Raw genomic sequence first — 14,356 nt, 5'->3', positions numbered from 1 at the left:
GACTCTTAGTGCTGCCCATCGACTAATCAAACTACGCCCCTGACATTAATATGCCTTGGCGTCCTTTGTGTGGAGTCGATATGCAGCATCAGCCAACCCGCTTCAACTGCGTCGGATGCGGAGCCTGCTGCAAAGGACGCTTCATACCCCTGACGCTGCTGGAGGCCAGGCAATGGCTGGAACGCGGCCATGACGTAGCGATCCTTTTGGAGGCGTTCAAACAGCCCCATTGGCCAGCGTCAGAGCAGGAGTATCAGCACAGCCTGTTGCGTTCGGCCCAAGTCTCATGCGGCAATACCCACGTACAGGTGACGGCTATTTTCGCCGCCAACGCCCTCGCCCAATGCCCGAATCTGCAAGCCAATGACCTCTGCGGTATTTACAAGGAACGTCCACTTGTGTGCCGTATCTATCCGATGGAAATCAACCCTTTCATCGAACTGATGCCGCAGAACAAGGACTGCCCCAGCGACGCATGGGAACACGGTGAAATCATCGCCAGCGACACGGGACCAGAATCGTCATTGAGCTCGCTCATTCAGGTTTCACGCTTGTCAGACAGGGCTGACGCGCGAGCCAAGGTCGCAATCTGCAACCGACTGGGCATCAACGTGGCGGCATGGAAAGCCGACGCACTGGTCATCCAGTTCCCTGCACGTGAGCAACTCCTGCAAGCAATAAACGCCGAAGGTGCAACCCCTGAAGCAGGCCCTCAAGCGTTGGGCAAGTGGAAGCTTCGGGTGGCACAGTCGCCGCTCAGTGAAGCATTGGCTCATGGAGAGCTGGCCCTGGATGAGGCCGAGAGCGTCAACTACGCCTTCCACGCCTTGAGATGAATCCAAACCGGAACTCGGAAAAAGGTGACTGTAACGATGAGCAAACTTATACGACATACCGCCCTGGCCGCGCTGCTCGGTGCTTCAGGTGCAGAGCTGATGGCGGCTGACTACAAGAAGAACCCTTACACGCTGGCCTACGAAGGTGCCATTACCAGGAACGAGCCGCGAAAGGTCAATATTCACCCGGTCACCTATAAGCTCAACGGTTTGGATATTTCAGCGAACGTCTACACACCGGCCAACTTTGACCCCAAAGCAAAGCATCCTACGGTTGTTGTGGCGCACCCCAATGGGGGCGTGAAAGAACAGGTTGCCGGCTTGTACGCGCAGCGTCTGGCAGAACTGGGTTACGTCACTATTACCGCCGATGCCGCCTACCAGGGTGCCAGTGGCGGGCAACCCCGCAGCGTAGATAAACCTGCCAACCGTATAGAAGACATCCACGGCATGGCGGACTTCATAAGCCAGTACAGCGGAGCCGACAGCACACGCCTGGGCCTGCTGGGCATCTGCGGCGGTGGCGGATACTCATTGGCTGCTGCCGAGACTGACAAGCGCTTCAAATCGGTTGCCACCGTGAGCATGTTCAACTCAGGCCGCGTACGCCGCAATGGCTATGTCGACTCCCAACTGGACACCGTTCAACAGCGCCTGCAACAAGCGTCGGCTGCAAGAGCTCAGGAGGCTGCGGGTGGGGCCGTGATGTACTCGGGTGATGCCAATCTCAGCGATGAGCAAATCGCCAAGTTGCCCTTCGATCTGTATCGGCAAGGTTATGAGTACTACTGGAAAACGCATGCCCATCCCAACTCCACCTTCAAGTACACCACCAGCAGCCTGATCGACTTGATGCGTTTTGACGCAACCAATCAGATCGATCTGATCCAGCAGCCACTGCTCATGATCGCGGGGACCAAAGCTGACAGCCTCTACATGACTGAAGATGCGTTTGCCAAGGCAACGGGCGCGAAGGACAAGGAGCTATTCAAGCTAGAGGGTGCAACGCACATTGAAACCTATTGGGTTCCCAAGTATATGGCAGCAGCGACCGCCAAACTGGATACGTTCTTTGGCCGTACGCTGTAAAGCCTAATCTGATGACCTGTGCGTGCCAGGCAGATGCGTTCAAACCGCGCTCGGCCTCCAGTCCGATATAAGTGCCTAACCAAACGATATTGGTCACCAGCCGGACCGCTTGATACCGTTCAGCCCACCCATTTTCGGGCTGAACGGTGCATGAGACGGACCAAAGCAATGCCTGCCTTTGTCTTCCCCTCGCCATGGATTGTTAGTTGCGTGCAGGAGCAAATAGATGACAGGGCAAAGCTTGGCATCGTCTGAATTACTGGCTGATGTCTTTCGCAACGACTATCAGTGGCTCACCCATAAGCTGCGTTCACGCCTCGGCTGCGGTGATAACGCTGAAGACTTGGCATGCGAAGCCTTCACCCAACTGGCGGCACTGCCTCGACTGGAGGAGGTGCGTGAATCTCGCGCGATGCTCATGACGATCGCCAGCCGCGTCGTCTACGAAGTAAGGCGACGAAAACGGCTTGAGCGTTCCCATCTGGCGACTCTCACTCATCGCCCCAGCCACCACCATGTTTCTCCAGAGCGAAAACATCTTGTGCTCGCCGAGCTGGACGCAATCGACCAATCCCTGCAGGAACTGTCAGAGAAAGCCAGACAGGCTTTTTACTACAAACAATTGGAAGGGCTCACGTACGGCGAGATTGGTCAGCGGTTAGGAGTCTCCGCGAGTATGGTTCGCCAGTACGTTGCCACGGCTCTGGCGAAGTGCAACTGCGCGAAGCTCACGAGCATTGGTTAAAACCCTTGTCATTTGGCCGGAGCCTCCACATCGGAAAATGCCAGCACGGCATCAGGCAAGCGTGCTCCCTTGATCTCGATCGCCTGCACCGACCGATTCAGTTCGGCGACCTCCGCGGGGGTAAACCGCACCCCTGCCGCGCCGATATTTTCCAGCATATGGGCCATCTGGGTGGTTCCCGGAATCGGTACGATCCAGGGCTTTTGCGCCAGCAACCATGCCAGCGCAATCTGCGCCGGCGTCGCCTGCTTGCGTTGTGCCCAGGCATTCAGCAAATCTACCAAGGCCAGATTATGTGGCACGTTTTCGGGAAAGAAACGCCCCTCGACCTTGCGGATGTCGCCGTCGGCAAAGCGCGTCTTGCCATCAATCGCCCCTGTCAGAAACCCTACACCCAGCGGGCTCCACGGTACGAACCCAATGTCCAGCTCCTGACACGCCGACAGCACGTGTTGCTCAGGTCCACGCCAGAGCATTGAGTACTCGCTCTGAACGGCAGTGACCGGCAGCTCTGCATGCGCTCGCCGTAGCGTATTGAGCCCCATCTCGCAAAGCCCCCAATGCAGCACCTTACCCTGCGCCATCAAGTCCTTGATCGCCCCTGCGACATCTTCGATTGGAACCTGCGGATCGACTCGGTGCTGATAAAGCAGGTCAATCCGATCGGTACGCAGCCGTTTCAGCATCCCTTCTACCGCAGTTTTGATGTGCTCTGGCCGACTGTTCAACCCTGGCCGACGCTCCCCGGTGACAGGGTCGATGTTCCAACCGAACTTAGTTGCAATGACGCACTTGTTGCGAATTGGTGCCAGCCCTTCTCCCAGGATGCGCTCAACTTCAAGTGGCCCGTAGGCTTCGGCAGCATCGAAGAACGTCACGTCGTGCTCATGTGCCGTACGAATGATATTGATCATCTCGGGGCGGCTGGGGATAGTGGTTTGGTAGGTGCGACTCATGTTCTGCACGCCCAACCCGATGCTCGATACCTCGAGAGCGCCAAGCTTCCGTCTGCCGGTACTGGATGATGGCGCACGGTGCGCATCTATCGATGCTGCGCCAAGTGTCGTGCCGGCACTTGCCAACACAGGCGCCATTGCCGCACCTCCCATCGCGCCCAGCAATAGACGACGACTGATTTCCACGCTTGAAGCCATTTGTATTTTCCTTAGCTTTTGCCCGAGGGAGTGATGCAGGATTCACTACCGAGAAAATTTTCCTTTGAGTGCCTCAAGGTCGCGTTTGACCGAGTCAGGCTCCTGCTCGGACGCAAGGTTGTCACGGTCGCCGATGGCATCTGTACTGCCAGCAGGATCTGCCGGCAGCGCCGAGAACAATGGGTCCAGATCGGTCTGCGCCGGACCACGGTTGGCGACCAACTCGAACGTCTTGTCAGTTGCCGCCGGCGAGGTCAGCGAAGCGACCAGCACCTGCGCAATCTGCTGCCGGGAGATCACGCCGTCGGCGGGCGATCCCGCCCAATGGGTATCGCCTTGGCGCATCACCAACTGGTGCTGGTCGGCGGCATTATAGTCGAACCAGCCTGGGCGCACGATGGTGTAAGGCAGACCGCTGGCGCGCACCAGGCGCTCGCCTCGGCGTTTCCAGTCATGTCCAACCGACGGCTTAGTGACGCCAACAGTGGTCATCAATGCAACCCGAGCGGGCGCTTTCAGTGCACTGAGCACGTTGCGCACTGCACCGTAATTCACGGCTTCGGCGCCCTTTGCATTGTTGCCACTGATGCCATGGGTGAAGATAACCCCGGTCACTCCTGCGACTGCTTTGTCGAGGGTTTCGGCGCGAGTCAGATCACCCACCACTACTTCCACGCCCTGATCGAACAGCTTGGCCTGGGAGGGATCGCGAACCAGTGCACGGGTCTGATAGCCCCGGCGCAACGACTCGGCAACCGTAGGTTGACCGATACTGCCGCTCGCCCCCACGACCAGCACGACGGGTTTATCGGTACTCATGGTTGTACCTCGTTCGGATCGGCGTGAAGGTTCCTGCGCCTCAGCCGCAGCATTGCCAATACCTGGCAGCATGGAGCCGGCGGTCATCAGCACGGTCATGAGAGCAACAGGTAATGAACGCACATTGGCAGACCTGGCGATCGATGTACTAGGCATCCAGAGTGTTCTCCATCCATAGGGCTAAGCACGATATGAAAACAGGGCGAAACAGTTGCCACGACAATCCGTTCAACGCCCAACCATTTTCATGGCCGCCTCGGGCAAGCGGTCGCCGAGAATCTGAATCTTCGACACAGCACCATCGATTGCCGCCAGTTCTTCTTCCGTCCACTGCACGTCCACCGCGCCCAGATTTTCTTCCAGGCGAGAGCGTTTGGTTGTGCCCGGAATGGGTACAATCCAGGGCTTCTGTGACAGCAGCCAGCCAAGCGCCACCTGGGCCGGCGTGGCGCCCTTGCGTTCGGCCAACTCACGAACGAGCTTGACCAGCGCCATATTGGCTTTACGCGCCTCGACGGAAAACCGCGGTACATGGCTGCGAAAATCCGTGGGCTCAAATATTGTGTGCTCGTCGATCTGGCCCGTCAGGAACCCCGCGCCCAATGGACTAAACGGCACGAAGCCAATCGCAAGCTTCTCAAGCAGTGGCAACAGTTCCAGCTCGGGTCCTCGCCAAAACAATGAATATTCGCTTTGCACGGCAGTGAGCGGCTGAACCGCGTGTGCACGGCGAATGGTCTGGACGCCCGCTTCCGAGAGCCCGAAGTGCATGACCTTGCCCTGACCAATAAGCTCTTTCACTGCACCCGCAACATCTTCGATAGGCACCTGTGGGTCGACTCGATGTTGGTACAGCAGATCGATGCGATCGGTGCCCAGACGTTTGAGGCAGGCTTCCACCGCAGCTTTGATGTGCTCCGGCCGACTATTTGTACCCGCACCGCGCGCACCGGTCTTCGGGTCGATATCGAAGCCGAACTTCGTCGCGATGACGACCTGGTCACGGATTGGCGCGAGCGCCTCCCCTACGAGTTGTTCGTTGGTAAAGGGACCATAGGCCTCGGCAGTGTCGAACAGCGTGACGCCTCGCTGGTGAGCGTTGCGGATCAACTGGATCATGTCTTTGCTATTGGCCGGCGGGCCGTAGACAGCCGTCATGCTCATACAGCCAAGGCCGAGGGCAGAGACTTCCAGGCCATTGCCGAGCGTGCGGGTTTTCATGAGTGGCTCCTTGGGTCAAAGTATCTATGAAGTTTCGATCGGGGGTGCTGGAACTACGGCACTACGCCCGTTTTCAACTGGATTGGTTCAGGCTGCTAAACCAGTCGTTGACCTGTTCCATCGTCTTGCGCTCTTGATCGGCCTGCATTTCAAAGCCTTGGCGCAGGACGGCCTTAGGAGCATGACGTGCGAGTACCTGATAGCTGCTGCCGGGCCCATAGCCGCCGTGTGTAATGAATGGCACGATCACCTTGCCTGCAAGATCATGGGTAGACAGAAAAGACCGAATGACAGGAGGCGCCGTTTCACCCCAGATTGGAAAGCCCAGGAAGAGAACGTCGAAGTTCGACATATCAGATACATGGGCTGCCAGGGCAGGCTCGAAGCCGCTGTCACGCTCTTGACGGCCCTGCTCTACTGTCTGCAGGTAGTCTTCGGGATAGGCATTGGCAGGCCTTATCTCAAATAGGTCGCCCTGCTGAGCGCGCTGTAATAGCCCTGCGACGACCTTGGTATTGCCCGAGCGAGAGAAATAGGCGACGAGTACTTTTGAGCCGCCAAGGCTGACCTCCTCACTTTGGGCTGGTTGCGCCGACCCTATCAGTGGCAAGCTTGCCAAGGCCGCCACTACCTTGCGGCGCATGGGGTCATTGGGTGCGGTCATCTGTTCCTCGCTCCAGAACCTTCAACGTAGACAGGAGCAATTTAACGGCACCTACCCCTTGAAACTAGCCCTTCCACCGCGCTAGGTTCTATGAGCCCGATTCATGAATTGATAGCCATACCATACCGCAGGCTCGCCTTTGGACTATTTCGCAGCATTAAACGCGTTCGTTGAAGCCGCAAACGGGAATAATTTCTCACGCGCAGCCGAGCGTCTCGGTATCAAGGCGTCGACAGTCTCCAGGTATATTAAAGACCTTGAGAGCGAGTTAGGTATTGCACTGTTCAACCGATCAACTCGCATGCTGCACCTGACTGAAGGCGGGCGGATATTTCTCCTGCACGCACGTCGGGCGTTGGAAGAGCTTGCGCAAGCGAAAGCCGCCGCCGGCGCCTTGAATCAGCACCCTCGTGGCGTCCTGCGACTCAACCTGCCGCCAGCCTTCGCCCGGCACCACATCTTGCCGGCACTGGGAGCATTCCAGGAGCGCTTTAGCGATATCGAACTGGATTTGATGCTAGATGACTCCCAGGTCGATCTTATCCATTCGGGAACCGATCTCGCCATTCGAGTGGGTCATCTGGCGGACTCGACGCTCAAGGCTCGACGCATTGCGTTTGAAACTCATCTAGTGGTGGTCAGTGCTGGGTTCGCAGACACACATTCAAAGCCGGATGTACCGACCGAGCTCGAAACCTTGCCTGCCGTCGTAGGCTTCACTGGCCTTGCCAGCGCTACATTTACTCTGGAGCAGCAAACGCATCCGGTGGTGCCCAGCAAAACCATCAAGATCAACGATCTGGAGGCTCAACTGCTAGCGGTCCATCATGGGCTGGGGTATGGAGTGCTGCCGGATTGGCTGGTGGCTGAAGGTCTGGCATGCGGGACATTGATTCAGTGGCTGGAGCCATGGCAGATACAGCTGCAGCCTAGCGCTCATGCGTCTTCGATCTGGTTCATCTATCCACCCAAGCGCATCGTGTCCACCAAGGTACGAAGTTTTATTGACTTCATGATCGAGCGTTTCGGTGTCAAGCCCTACTGGACTCAGTAAGCCATCCTTGCCGCTGCCGACGAGGGTGGCTTCTCAGCGATTAGCTGAACCGGATGTCAAGCGAGCGCAGATGTGTCTGCAGCCCAGCATCCTGGATAGGAATCAGGTAGGCCTCTTTGCCAGATTCATTGAAGTGGGCGTGCCAGTAGCCCGGTGGAGTGACGAAAGCCAGGCCTGGCTCCCAGTCCACCCTTACCGGATTGCGGATCTTGCCGTCAGCATCCAGCTCCGTACCCACCAGCGAATAACAGCCCTGCGGACAATCGACGATGAAATCCAGCGCGATCGACTGATGACGATGAGGCTTTTGGACCGAACCGGCCGGCAAGATGCCGTACATAGCCCAGAGCACGTGGGTCACAGTCCGAGTCTGCGGGAAGTTTCGATTGCCGAGCAGGATACTGATACGGCTGCGATCTTGTGCCCGAGGGTCGTTCGCGGCTTCCTGCAGCTTGGCATTGGCCACGGAGCTAGGATACAACGTGGCAGCGAAGCGGTCGCTTGTACACCCTACGCCGAGATAGCGCAGCATGGGTTCGTCGTGAACGTAGTACAAACGAGCGTCACTGGTCGCCGAAAACTGTGCTTCTGCCATACATGGCAATGCCATGAAATCGCCCTTCGACCATTTGATGGTCTGCCCACCTTGGGCAACGCTACCTTGGCCACCGATCACATAAAACACTTGGGACGTTGCGTTGGGTTGCAAGCTCAACGAATCGCCGGCATTCAGGCGGATGAAGTTGGCGCACAGACCCGGGCCAGTAGCGGGCCCGGCGCAGCCCATTGCTTCGCTGAGATCAAGAGGTAACACTCGGCTTGCGCCAGAGTCGTAAAGCGAGGCCGGAAAAGTCTGGTACGGGACCCGCGAAATCAGGTTCGCACTGATAGGGTTGGCGGCCTTGCTGTATTCGAAGTACTCGGCATCTCGCTGATGAAGCATCGCGGCATCGGCATCTTGGCGCTTGAATGTGCTGTTCATTATTATCACCTCAATCGTGGCTGAAGGCAGTGGCGAGGAGCCGCTGCGTGAAGTGATGCCACTATAAGCGTGGACCTGAACATGCATTAAGTACCCCGCCCGCACAGCAGTTATGCACAACGGGGAAGGCTTGCGCGCGCTGTGAAGTGAGTAACTGGATAAACTTGTCGGGAGTAGATGCAAGGCAATCAGCTCAGGACATTTATGGCCACAGAACAGCTCTCGACCTTCAACCCCGTCACACTACAACTACCGTGCGGCATGCTAAGGGGACAACGACTTGGGGACGTCCAGCGATTTCTCGGCGTTCCCTTCGCCGAGCCACCCATAGGTGACTTTCGCTTCAAGGCGCCACAAGCATTAGCCGACTGGACAGGTATACGGGAAGCAAACAGCTTCGCGCGCGCAGCCATCCAGTCGCCTAGGCCTCCTACCCTTGTGCCCGATGATCCTGGTTACAGCGAGGACTGCCTCTACCTGAATGTCTGGGCGCCCATTGCGCCCGGGCCACATCCGGTTTACGTCTGGATACACGGTGGAGCCAATATGGCAGGCACCACTGCACAGCCGGTTTTCGACGGCACATCATTCGCGCGGCGCGGCGTGGTTTTTGTTTCGATCGCCTACCGCCTTGGCATCCTGGGCTTCGTCGATGTTAGCGGGCTCTTGGGTGAAGCATATCGTGGCAGCGGCAACAATGGCTTACGCGATCAGATCGCTGCACTTGAATGGGTAAAGCACAATATTGCCGCCGTGGGCGGCGACCCGGACAGGGTTACCCTCGGTGGCGAAAGCGCTGGTGGCAAAAACGTGATCAGCCTGCTTACTGCACCGGGGGCCCAAGGCCTTTTTCACCGAGCGATCTGTCAAAGCGGAGGGGGTCAGACCTATGCCGATCAGCTGATGGCGGAAGACCTGGCGCAGCGGGTCCGAATTCACCTAGGTGGGGAATCTGCCAGGGCAGATGCGCTGCTGGAGGCTACCCCAGAACAGTTGCTGGCAGCTCAAGCGTCGTTAGTCGATAGCTATCCCGCAAAATCACCCTTTCGTGCGGTCGTCGACGGCGTCGTTCTCGAACAGGCACCGCTTGCGTCCATTGCCAATGGAGCTGGCAGAGACATTCCGTTGCTGTTGGGATGGAACAAAGACGAGGCCGGCTTCTATGGCGCGTCCGCCAATGGTGACGGTGGAGTCGTGCAACAGGAGCTTGCCAACATGTCTCTGTCTGAGTTCGATCAGATCTTGATCCGATACCCTGAAATGTTCCCCCACCTCAAGGCCGAAGCGTTAAGGTTCAAGGCTCTGACCGCAGAGTCCTATGGCGTCCCGACTTTGCGCATCGCCGAGGCGCGAGCCAGGATAGGGCGACCGGCATATGTGTACCGCTTCGACCTGCCCCCCGAGCAGGGTGCTTTCCGGGGATTATGCGTACACACATCGGAGCTGCCATTGGTGTTCGGCAACGTACAGCTGCCGACCGCCGAAGCCATAGGCCCGGTCGAACCAGCCGCACAGCGAATGAGTGGAATCATGCATTCACTGTGGATTGATTTTATCACTGCCCAACCGATTTTGAGCGATGCCACGACGATATGGCCCGTCTATGAACTCGGCGCCCGGCAAGTTGCGATTCTCGACGAAGAGCTGCGAATAAAGTCCGATCCAGATGCAGGCGAACGCATGGCTTGGACAACCTGGCAGCCGGTTGCAGCAGAATAACCGGTGATAAAAACATCGAATGGGCGCAGAGGGCTTCCCGACCCACGCCACCCTTACTGTAACCAGCCGCCGAAAAAATTTCCCGCACCACTGTCACTTTCAGATTTTCGTTGCACATAAACAAGTGAGAGACCCTGTGAGGTCGGCCACTGAACGAGAATCCAAGATGACGAGCCTGAAAGTCCGTTTAGGCAATCATTCACTTCGCTCCACCTGGACCGCTGAATCCACCTACGAGGCTCCGCCACAAGGAAAGCGCTTCTCGTGGGTGCTGGCGGCAGGGGCGGTGCTTCTTCTCCACGCCTTGCTGGTAGGCGCGTTGCTGATGGCGCCACCCCCGAAGAAGATCAGCCTGATGAGTGCTCCAGCGGCTCCGGCCAGCGTGCGAGTGACCATGCTGCCTCCACCGACTCCCGAGCCGGAGCCGGTGGAGGCTCAGCCACCGCCACCGCCAGAACCTCCAGTCATGACCAGCGAGAATGCGGAGCGAACCATCGCCCCGCCACCGCCGCCTGCGCCCAAACCTGCACCGGAGCCGCCCAAGCCTAAGCCCAAGCCAGTGGTACCCAAAGTGACCAAGCCTGTGCCCAAGCCGGTAAAGCCGCAGAAGCCGGCACCGCCCCAGCCTCCGGCTGAGGTAGCGAAGGACGACCCTGTCGACGCTGCACCTCAAGCACCCAGTGCGCAGCCAGCGCCGTCGCCGGAAAAAAATCTGCAGCCTCCCGCTGCCGGACCCAAGGACGTAGCAAGCGTGGGTTGCCGCGTTCCAGCTCCGGAGTATCCGCGCAAAGCCAAGCGCTTGCGGATCGAGGGAGAAACGCTGATCAGCCTGGTCGTTAGCGCACAGGGGAAAATCGAACAGGCCAATATCGCTCGCAGCTCCGGAAACGCCGATCTTGATGCTTCAGCGCGTCAAGCCGTGCTGGGCGCCTCGTGTACGCCATACATCGAGGCTGGTCGTCCAGTCGCGGTTCGCGCCGTACAACCGATCAGCTTCCGTCTCACTCGCTAGAACTCATTGACTTTAGAGGTACTCGAAAATGCAGGAATTTGGAATCAGTGGGGCATGGGCTCAGGCCGACGCCGTATCGCGGTCAATCGCAATCATCTTGATGATCATGTCGGTGATGTCATGGAGCGTGCTTGTGGTCAAGTCCCTTCAACTGCTGCGCGTGCGCGGCATGATGCACCGGGCCCGGACCCAGTTTTGGCATGCCAGTAATTTCCAGAAAGGTGTCGAGGCACTGGGCCCTGCGCACAACAACCCTTTCGTGGAACTGTCGATTGCCGGTCACGCCGCCGATGCGCACCAATATGAACGCAGCTCCGAGCTACACACGCGCTTCGATTTGAGCGACTGGCTTACTCGCTGCCTCAAGGACGTCCTGGACGACCGGGTCGCCAAAATGCAGTCCGGCCTCGCGATTCTCGCCTCAATCGGCAGTACTTCGCCGTTCGTTGGTTTGTTCGGTACCGTCTGGGGTATCTACCACGCCCTGGCAGTGATCGGCGCGAGCGGGGACGCCTCGCTTGCACAAGTTGCCGGGCCGGTTGGCGAGTCGTTGATCATGACCGCGTTCGGACTGTTCGTGGCCATTCCGGCGGTGCTGGGTTACAACGCCCTGGCGCGTCGCAACAAGGCGGTCATCCACCAATTGAGCCGCTTCGCACACGACCTGCACGCCTTCTTCCTGACCGGCGCCCGCGTCAACTTGACCGCCGCCGCTCCTTTTAGCGGCAAGCCCGCTGATCTTTCGTTAGCACCAAATGCGATCCGGGGCGCCGTCAAATCATGAGCATGTCCGGATCCTCTTTCGAAGGTGACGATGATCTCGTCACCGATATAAACATGACGCCGCTGATCGATGTGATGCTGGTACTGCTGATCATCTTCATCATTACCCTGCCTGTCATCACTCACGCGGTGAAGGTCGATCTTCCCCGCGGCGATACCCAGAGCTCGGTGCAGCAGGACGTAGCAGTCGATATCTCGATTACTGCCGACGGAACCATTCTGTGGAACAAGGAGCCGCTGGACGATCAGCAACTTCAGCAGAAAGTTGCCGAGAGCGCCGTATTGGTCCCGGCCCCGACCCTGCGCGTGTATGCCGACAAGGAAGTACGCTACGACCGCGTTGCTCACCTGCTCGCAACCGCACAAGGCGGTGGGCTGTCCAAGATCGACTTCGTTACCCAGGCTACCTCGCCCTAGGCAGTCGTACCTCGCCAAGGGGAAATGACTTCCCTTTGGCTGGTGCGAGAACCAAGGCCTGCGCACTGCCCACCAAGAACAATATGGTAAGCTTCACCCCATAGCCCATCAACGCTGTTAGACGCAAAAGACGAAACGGTCAGCGCGAGACGGAGCCTACATGGCCGAAGCATCTTCCTGCACTAGCAATTCCTCTCTCCAATGGACAGCCTTCTACGGCGATCCGCAACTTGCGCAGTTCTATTTCAATCGTCTTCGCTGGCATGCTAAAGCCGGACAGCTTCTTGTATCCCGACAACCGACATGGAGCGGCGGCAAGGGCACGATTAGCTCGGCGATGGTTCACAGCACCGACCCGGAAATATTCGAGCGGATGACCGGCTTGCCTTATTCCCTGGCTATGTTGCTGGAGATGCTTCAGCTCACAAGTTCAAACGACATCGACTTCATTGCGGACGCACTGCCCGCAGGCACCGCCACCCATAACATAGCCGCGCACGTCATGCGGGACTGGTTCGCAGATCCGGCTTGTCGGTGGTCTGAACTGATCAACGACAAGCAAGTGGACGACTTACGCCTGGAGTGGATAGCGGCTTGCGAGAAGTGGCTGACCGGTCAAAACAGTAACGACGCCACCGAACTCAATCAACGCATGCGCGCGCTGCTAAGACCCAAGGATGCGATGAGCACCGTGCAGAACACTGTTCTTGAAAGCCTGATCGCCCTATCCCCTCCCCCCCCTACTAACAGTGCGGGCCGGTGGCGCAGCATCACGCTAGGGCGCGGCGTGCATTCGAAATTTATGGTGGCCCAGTTCGCCCTCGGCTGGACCACTTCTGATTTCGCCAAGGAGACCGAACTGTTCCAATGGTTCACCGAGCGGCAGAAACAAGAACCCGGTGGTCAGTTTACCGAGGCGACACTCAAGGTCGCTCAAGAGGAGTGGAGCCTCCTGCCCAAGGATCATGACTATATCGCCAAAGAGGAGTATTTTTTCGAGCACATTAACAGTGCACTGGCGCCCATTAATGAGCGGTTGCGTAACATTGTCCGCCGGCATCTTAAGGCCGGTCTCTGCCCGCCCGAGGAAGGTCAGATATCCGCAAGCCCACGTACAACCTATTGAAATACAATTGAAATATAACGGCTGAACGTCCGATTTGACTAAGTCCTGATGCCCGCTTTTCTATTCGCGGCTCCCACTCACCCTTGGCCCGCTTATTGCTTATGAGATTGTAGACACATATATCTACGCGGGTATCAATAATCATGATTGAGCAGACACTTCGCTCAACGGAACTGTTGGACGATGTTTTCCGTAGTGATTACCAGTGGTTGACACACAAGCTGCGCTATCGGCTTGGGTGCGGTGAAAGCGCCGAGGACGTCGCCAGCGAAACCTTCACGCAGTTGGCTGCCATGCCACGACTCGAAGAAGTTCGCGAGCCGCGCTCGATGCTGATCACCATCGCCAGCCGCGTTGCCTATGAAGTACGCCGTCGGAAAAAATTGGAGCGTGCGCACCTGTATTATCTGTCGCAGCGCCCCGAAGACAGCCATGCCTCTCCTGAGCGCAAGCAAATGCTGCTGCAAGAATTAGGCAGCATAGAGCAGGCATTGGACGGTTTGTCACCGCGAGCGAGTCAGGCCTTTTATTTAAGCCAGCTGGAGGGCCTGACTTACGCTGAAATCGGCGAACGCCTGGGTGTATCGGCCAGCATGGTCCGCCAATATATGGCCAAGGCCTTGCAGGTGTGCCGGGATATCGGCAATCCAGAAGCGAATTAATTTCGCGCAGCGCTGTCACTTTCCCGATCTCATTGCACATATAAGGTAATTCCATTGAAACGGATTACCTTCA

The 14,356-nt window shown here is 57.7% G+C and carries 15 protein-coding genes; 10 read left to right on the top strand and 5 right to left on the bottom strand.

The window, feature by feature from the left end:
• Nucleotides 1-80: 80 nt before the first annotated feature.
• From SLW74_RS23605 to SLW74_RS23595, 3 genes are all read left to right on the top strand, one after another.
• Nucleotides 81-836 carry a YkgJ family cysteine cluster protein gene (locus SLW74_RS23605; RefSeq protein WP_410930301.1) on the top strand — a complete coding sequence of 252 codons (756 nt, stop codon included), beginning with the start codon at nt 81-83 and terminating at the stop codon, nt 834-836.
• 36 nt (nt 837-872) lie between these two features.
• A complete protein-coding gene (locus SLW74_RS23600; RefSeq protein WP_410930300.1) occupies nt 873-1,925 on the top strand; it encodes an alpha/beta hydrolase in 1,053 nt (350 codons plus the stop codon).
• A gap of 226 nt (nt 1,926-2,151) precedes the next feature.
• The gene (locus SLW74_RS23595; RefSeq protein WP_410930299.1) at nt 2,152-2,670 is read left to right on the top strand and encodes a sigma-70 family RNA polymerase sigma factor; all 519 of its coding nucleotides are present in this window, start codon (nt 2,152-2,154) and stop codon (nt 2,668-2,670) included.
• A gap of 8 nt (nt 2,671-2,678) precedes the next feature.
• Here SLW74_RS23595 and SLW74_RS23590 read toward each other — a convergent pair whose 3' ends face one another.
• The 4 genes from SLW74_RS23590 to SLW74_RS23575 form a co-directional block, all read right to left on the bottom strand.
• Nucleotides 2,679-3,824: an aldo/keto reductase gene (locus SLW74_RS23590; RefSeq protein ID WP_410930298.1), complete on the bottom strand. Its 1,146-nt coding sequence runs from the start codon at nt 3,822-3,824 to the stop codon at nt 2,679-2,681.
• A 45-nt stretch (nt 3,825-3,869) separates the two neighbouring features.
• Nucleotides 3,870-4,643, bottom strand: coding sequence for an SDR family oxidoreductase (locus SLW74_RS23585; protein ID WP_410930297.1), 774 nt, complete (start codon nt 4,641-4,643; stop codon nt 3,870-3,872).
• A 228-nt stretch (nt 4,644-4,871) separates the two neighbouring features.
• Nucleotides 4,872-5,864, bottom strand: a complete 993-nt coding sequence (locus SLW74_RS23580; RefSeq protein ID WP_410930296.1) for an aldo/keto reductase — start codon at nt 5,862-5,864, stop codon at nt 4,872-4,874.
• A 73-nt stretch (nt 5,865-5,937) separates the two neighbouring features.
• Nucleotides 5,938-6,528, bottom strand: coding sequence for a flavodoxin (locus SLW74_RS23575; protein ID WP_410930295.1), 591 nt, complete (start codon nt 6,526-6,528; stop codon nt 5,938-5,940).
• Nucleotides 6,529-6,667: 139 nt separating this feature from the next.
• On the opposite strand from SLW74_RS23575, the gene SLW74_RS23570 reads away from it, so the two are divergent.
• The gene (locus SLW74_RS23570; RefSeq protein ID WP_410930294.1) at nt 6,668-7,582 is read left to right on the top strand and encodes a LysR family transcriptional regulator; all 915 of its coding nucleotides are present in this window, start codon (nt 6,668-6,670) and stop codon (nt 7,580-7,582) included.
• Nucleotides 7,583-7,622: 40 nt separating this feature from the next.
• Here the strand turns inward: SLW74_RS23570 and SLW74_RS23565 are convergent, their stop codons facing one another.
• The gene (locus SLW74_RS23565) at nt 7,623-8,564 is read right to left on the bottom strand and encodes a cupin (RefSeq protein WP_410930293.1); all 942 of its coding nucleotides are present in this window, start codon (nt 8,562-8,564) and stop codon (nt 7,623-7,625) included.
• Nucleotides 8,565-8,741: 177 nt separating this feature from the next.
• Between SLW74_RS23565 and SLW74_RS23560 the strand changes: the two genes are divergently transcribed.
• The 6 genes from SLW74_RS23560 (at nt 8,742) to SLW74_RS23535 (ending at nt 14,283) form a co-directional block, all read left to right on the top strand.
• Entirely contained in the window at nt 8,742-10,283 is a 1,542-nt protein-coding gene (locus SLW74_RS23560) for a carboxylesterase/lipase family protein (protein WP_410930292.1), read from the top strand.
• Nucleotides 10,284-10,449: 166 nt separating this feature from the next.
• Nucleotides 10,450-11,295 (top strand): energy transducer TonB, encoded by an 846-nt coding sequence (locus tag SLW74_RS23555; protein WP_410930291.1) that lies wholly within the window; start codon nt 10,450-10,452, stop codon nt 11,293-11,295.
• Between the two features lie 28 nt (nt 11,296-11,323).
• Nucleotides 11,324-12,079: a MotA/TolQ/ExbB proton channel family protein gene (locus SLW74_RS23550; RefSeq protein WP_410930290.1), complete on the top strand. Its 756-nt coding sequence runs from the start codon at nt 11,324-11,326 to the stop codon at nt 12,077-12,079.
• Entirely contained in the window at nt 12,076-12,495 is a 420-nt protein-coding gene (locus SLW74_RS23545; protein ID WP_410930289.1) for an ExbD/TolR family protein, read from the top strand. Before SLW74_RS23550 ends, SLW74_RS23545 begins: the two co-directional genes overlap by 4 nt.
• 160 nt (nt 12,496-12,655) lie before the next feature.
• Nucleotides 12,656-13,621, top strand: a complete 966-nt coding sequence (locus tag SLW74_RS23540) for a hypothetical protein (RefSeq protein WP_410930288.1) — start codon at nt 12,656-12,658, stop codon at nt 13,619-13,621.
• Between the two features lie 143 nt (nt 13,622-13,764).
• Nucleotides 13,765-14,283, top strand: coding sequence for a sigma-70 family RNA polymerase sigma factor (locus SLW74_RS23535; protein WP_410930287.1), 519 nt, complete (start codon nt 13,765-13,767; stop codon nt 14,281-14,283).
• Nucleotides 14,284-14,356: the final 73 nt, after the last annotated feature.

This window comes from Pseudomonas sp. W5-36 (assembly GCF_046540455.1).
Classification (GTDB): domain Bacteria; phylum Pseudomonadota; class Gammaproteobacteria; order Pseudomonadales; family Pseudomonadaceae; genus Aquipseudomonas; species Aquipseudomonas graminis_B.
The sequence above is the reverse complement of the archived record's forward strand: the minus strand, read 5'-3'. Positions and strand labels throughout refer to the sequence as shown.

Coding starts and splice junctions, on each gene's coding strand:
- SLW74_RS23545 (WP_410930289.1), top strand. CDS start 12,076: ATGAGCATGTCCGGATCCTCTTTCGAAGGTGACGATGATCTCGTCACC.
- SLW74_RS23535 (WP_410930287.1), top strand. CDS start 13,765: ATGATTGAGCAGACACTTCGCTCAACGGAACTGTTGGACGATGTTTTC.
- SLW74_RS23540 (WP_410930288.1), top strand. CDS start 12,656: ATGGCCGAAGCATCTTCCTGCACTAGCAATTCCTCTCTCCAATGGACA.
- SLW74_RS23560 (WP_410930292.1), top strand. CDS start 8,742: ATGCAAGGCAATCAGCTCAGGACATTTATGGCCACAGAACAGCTCTCG.
- SLW74_RS23550 (WP_410930290.1), top strand. CDS start 11,324: ATGCAGGAATTTGGAATCAGTGGGGCATGGGCTCAGGCCGACGCCGTA.
- SLW74_RS23590 (WP_410930298.1), bottom strand. CDS start 3,824: ATGGCTTCAAGCGTGGAAATCAGTCGTCGTCTATTGCTGGGCGCGATG.
- SLW74_RS23565 (WP_410930293.1), bottom strand. CDS start 8,564: ATGAACAGCACATTCAAGCGCCAAGATGCCGATGCCGCGATGCTTCAT.
- SLW74_RS23605 (WP_410930301.1), top strand. CDS start 81: ATGCAGCATCAGCCAACCCGCTTCAACTGCGTCGGATGCGGAGCCTGC.
- SLW74_RS23595 (WP_410930299.1), top strand. CDS start 2,152: ATGACAGGGCAAAGCTTGGCATCGTCTGAATTACTGGCTGATGTCTTT.
- SLW74_RS23575 (WP_410930295.1), bottom strand. CDS start 6,528: ATGACCGCACCCAATGACCCCATGCGCCGCAAGGTAGTGGCGGCCTTG.
- SLW74_RS23585 (WP_410930297.1), bottom strand. CDS start 4,643: ATGAGTACCGATAAACCCGTCGTGCTGGTCGTGGGGGCGAGCGGCAGT.
- SLW74_RS23600 (WP_410930300.1), top strand. CDS start 873: ATGAGCAAACTTATACGACATACCGCCCTGGCCGCGCTGCTCGGTGCT.
- SLW74_RS23580 (WP_410930296.1), bottom strand. CDS start 5,864: ATGAAAACCCGCACGCTCGGCAATGGCCTGGAAGTCTCTGCCCTCGGC.
- SLW74_RS23555 (WP_410930291.1), top strand. CDS start 10,450: ATGACGAGCCTGAAAGTCCGTTTAGGCAATCATTCACTTCGCTCCACC.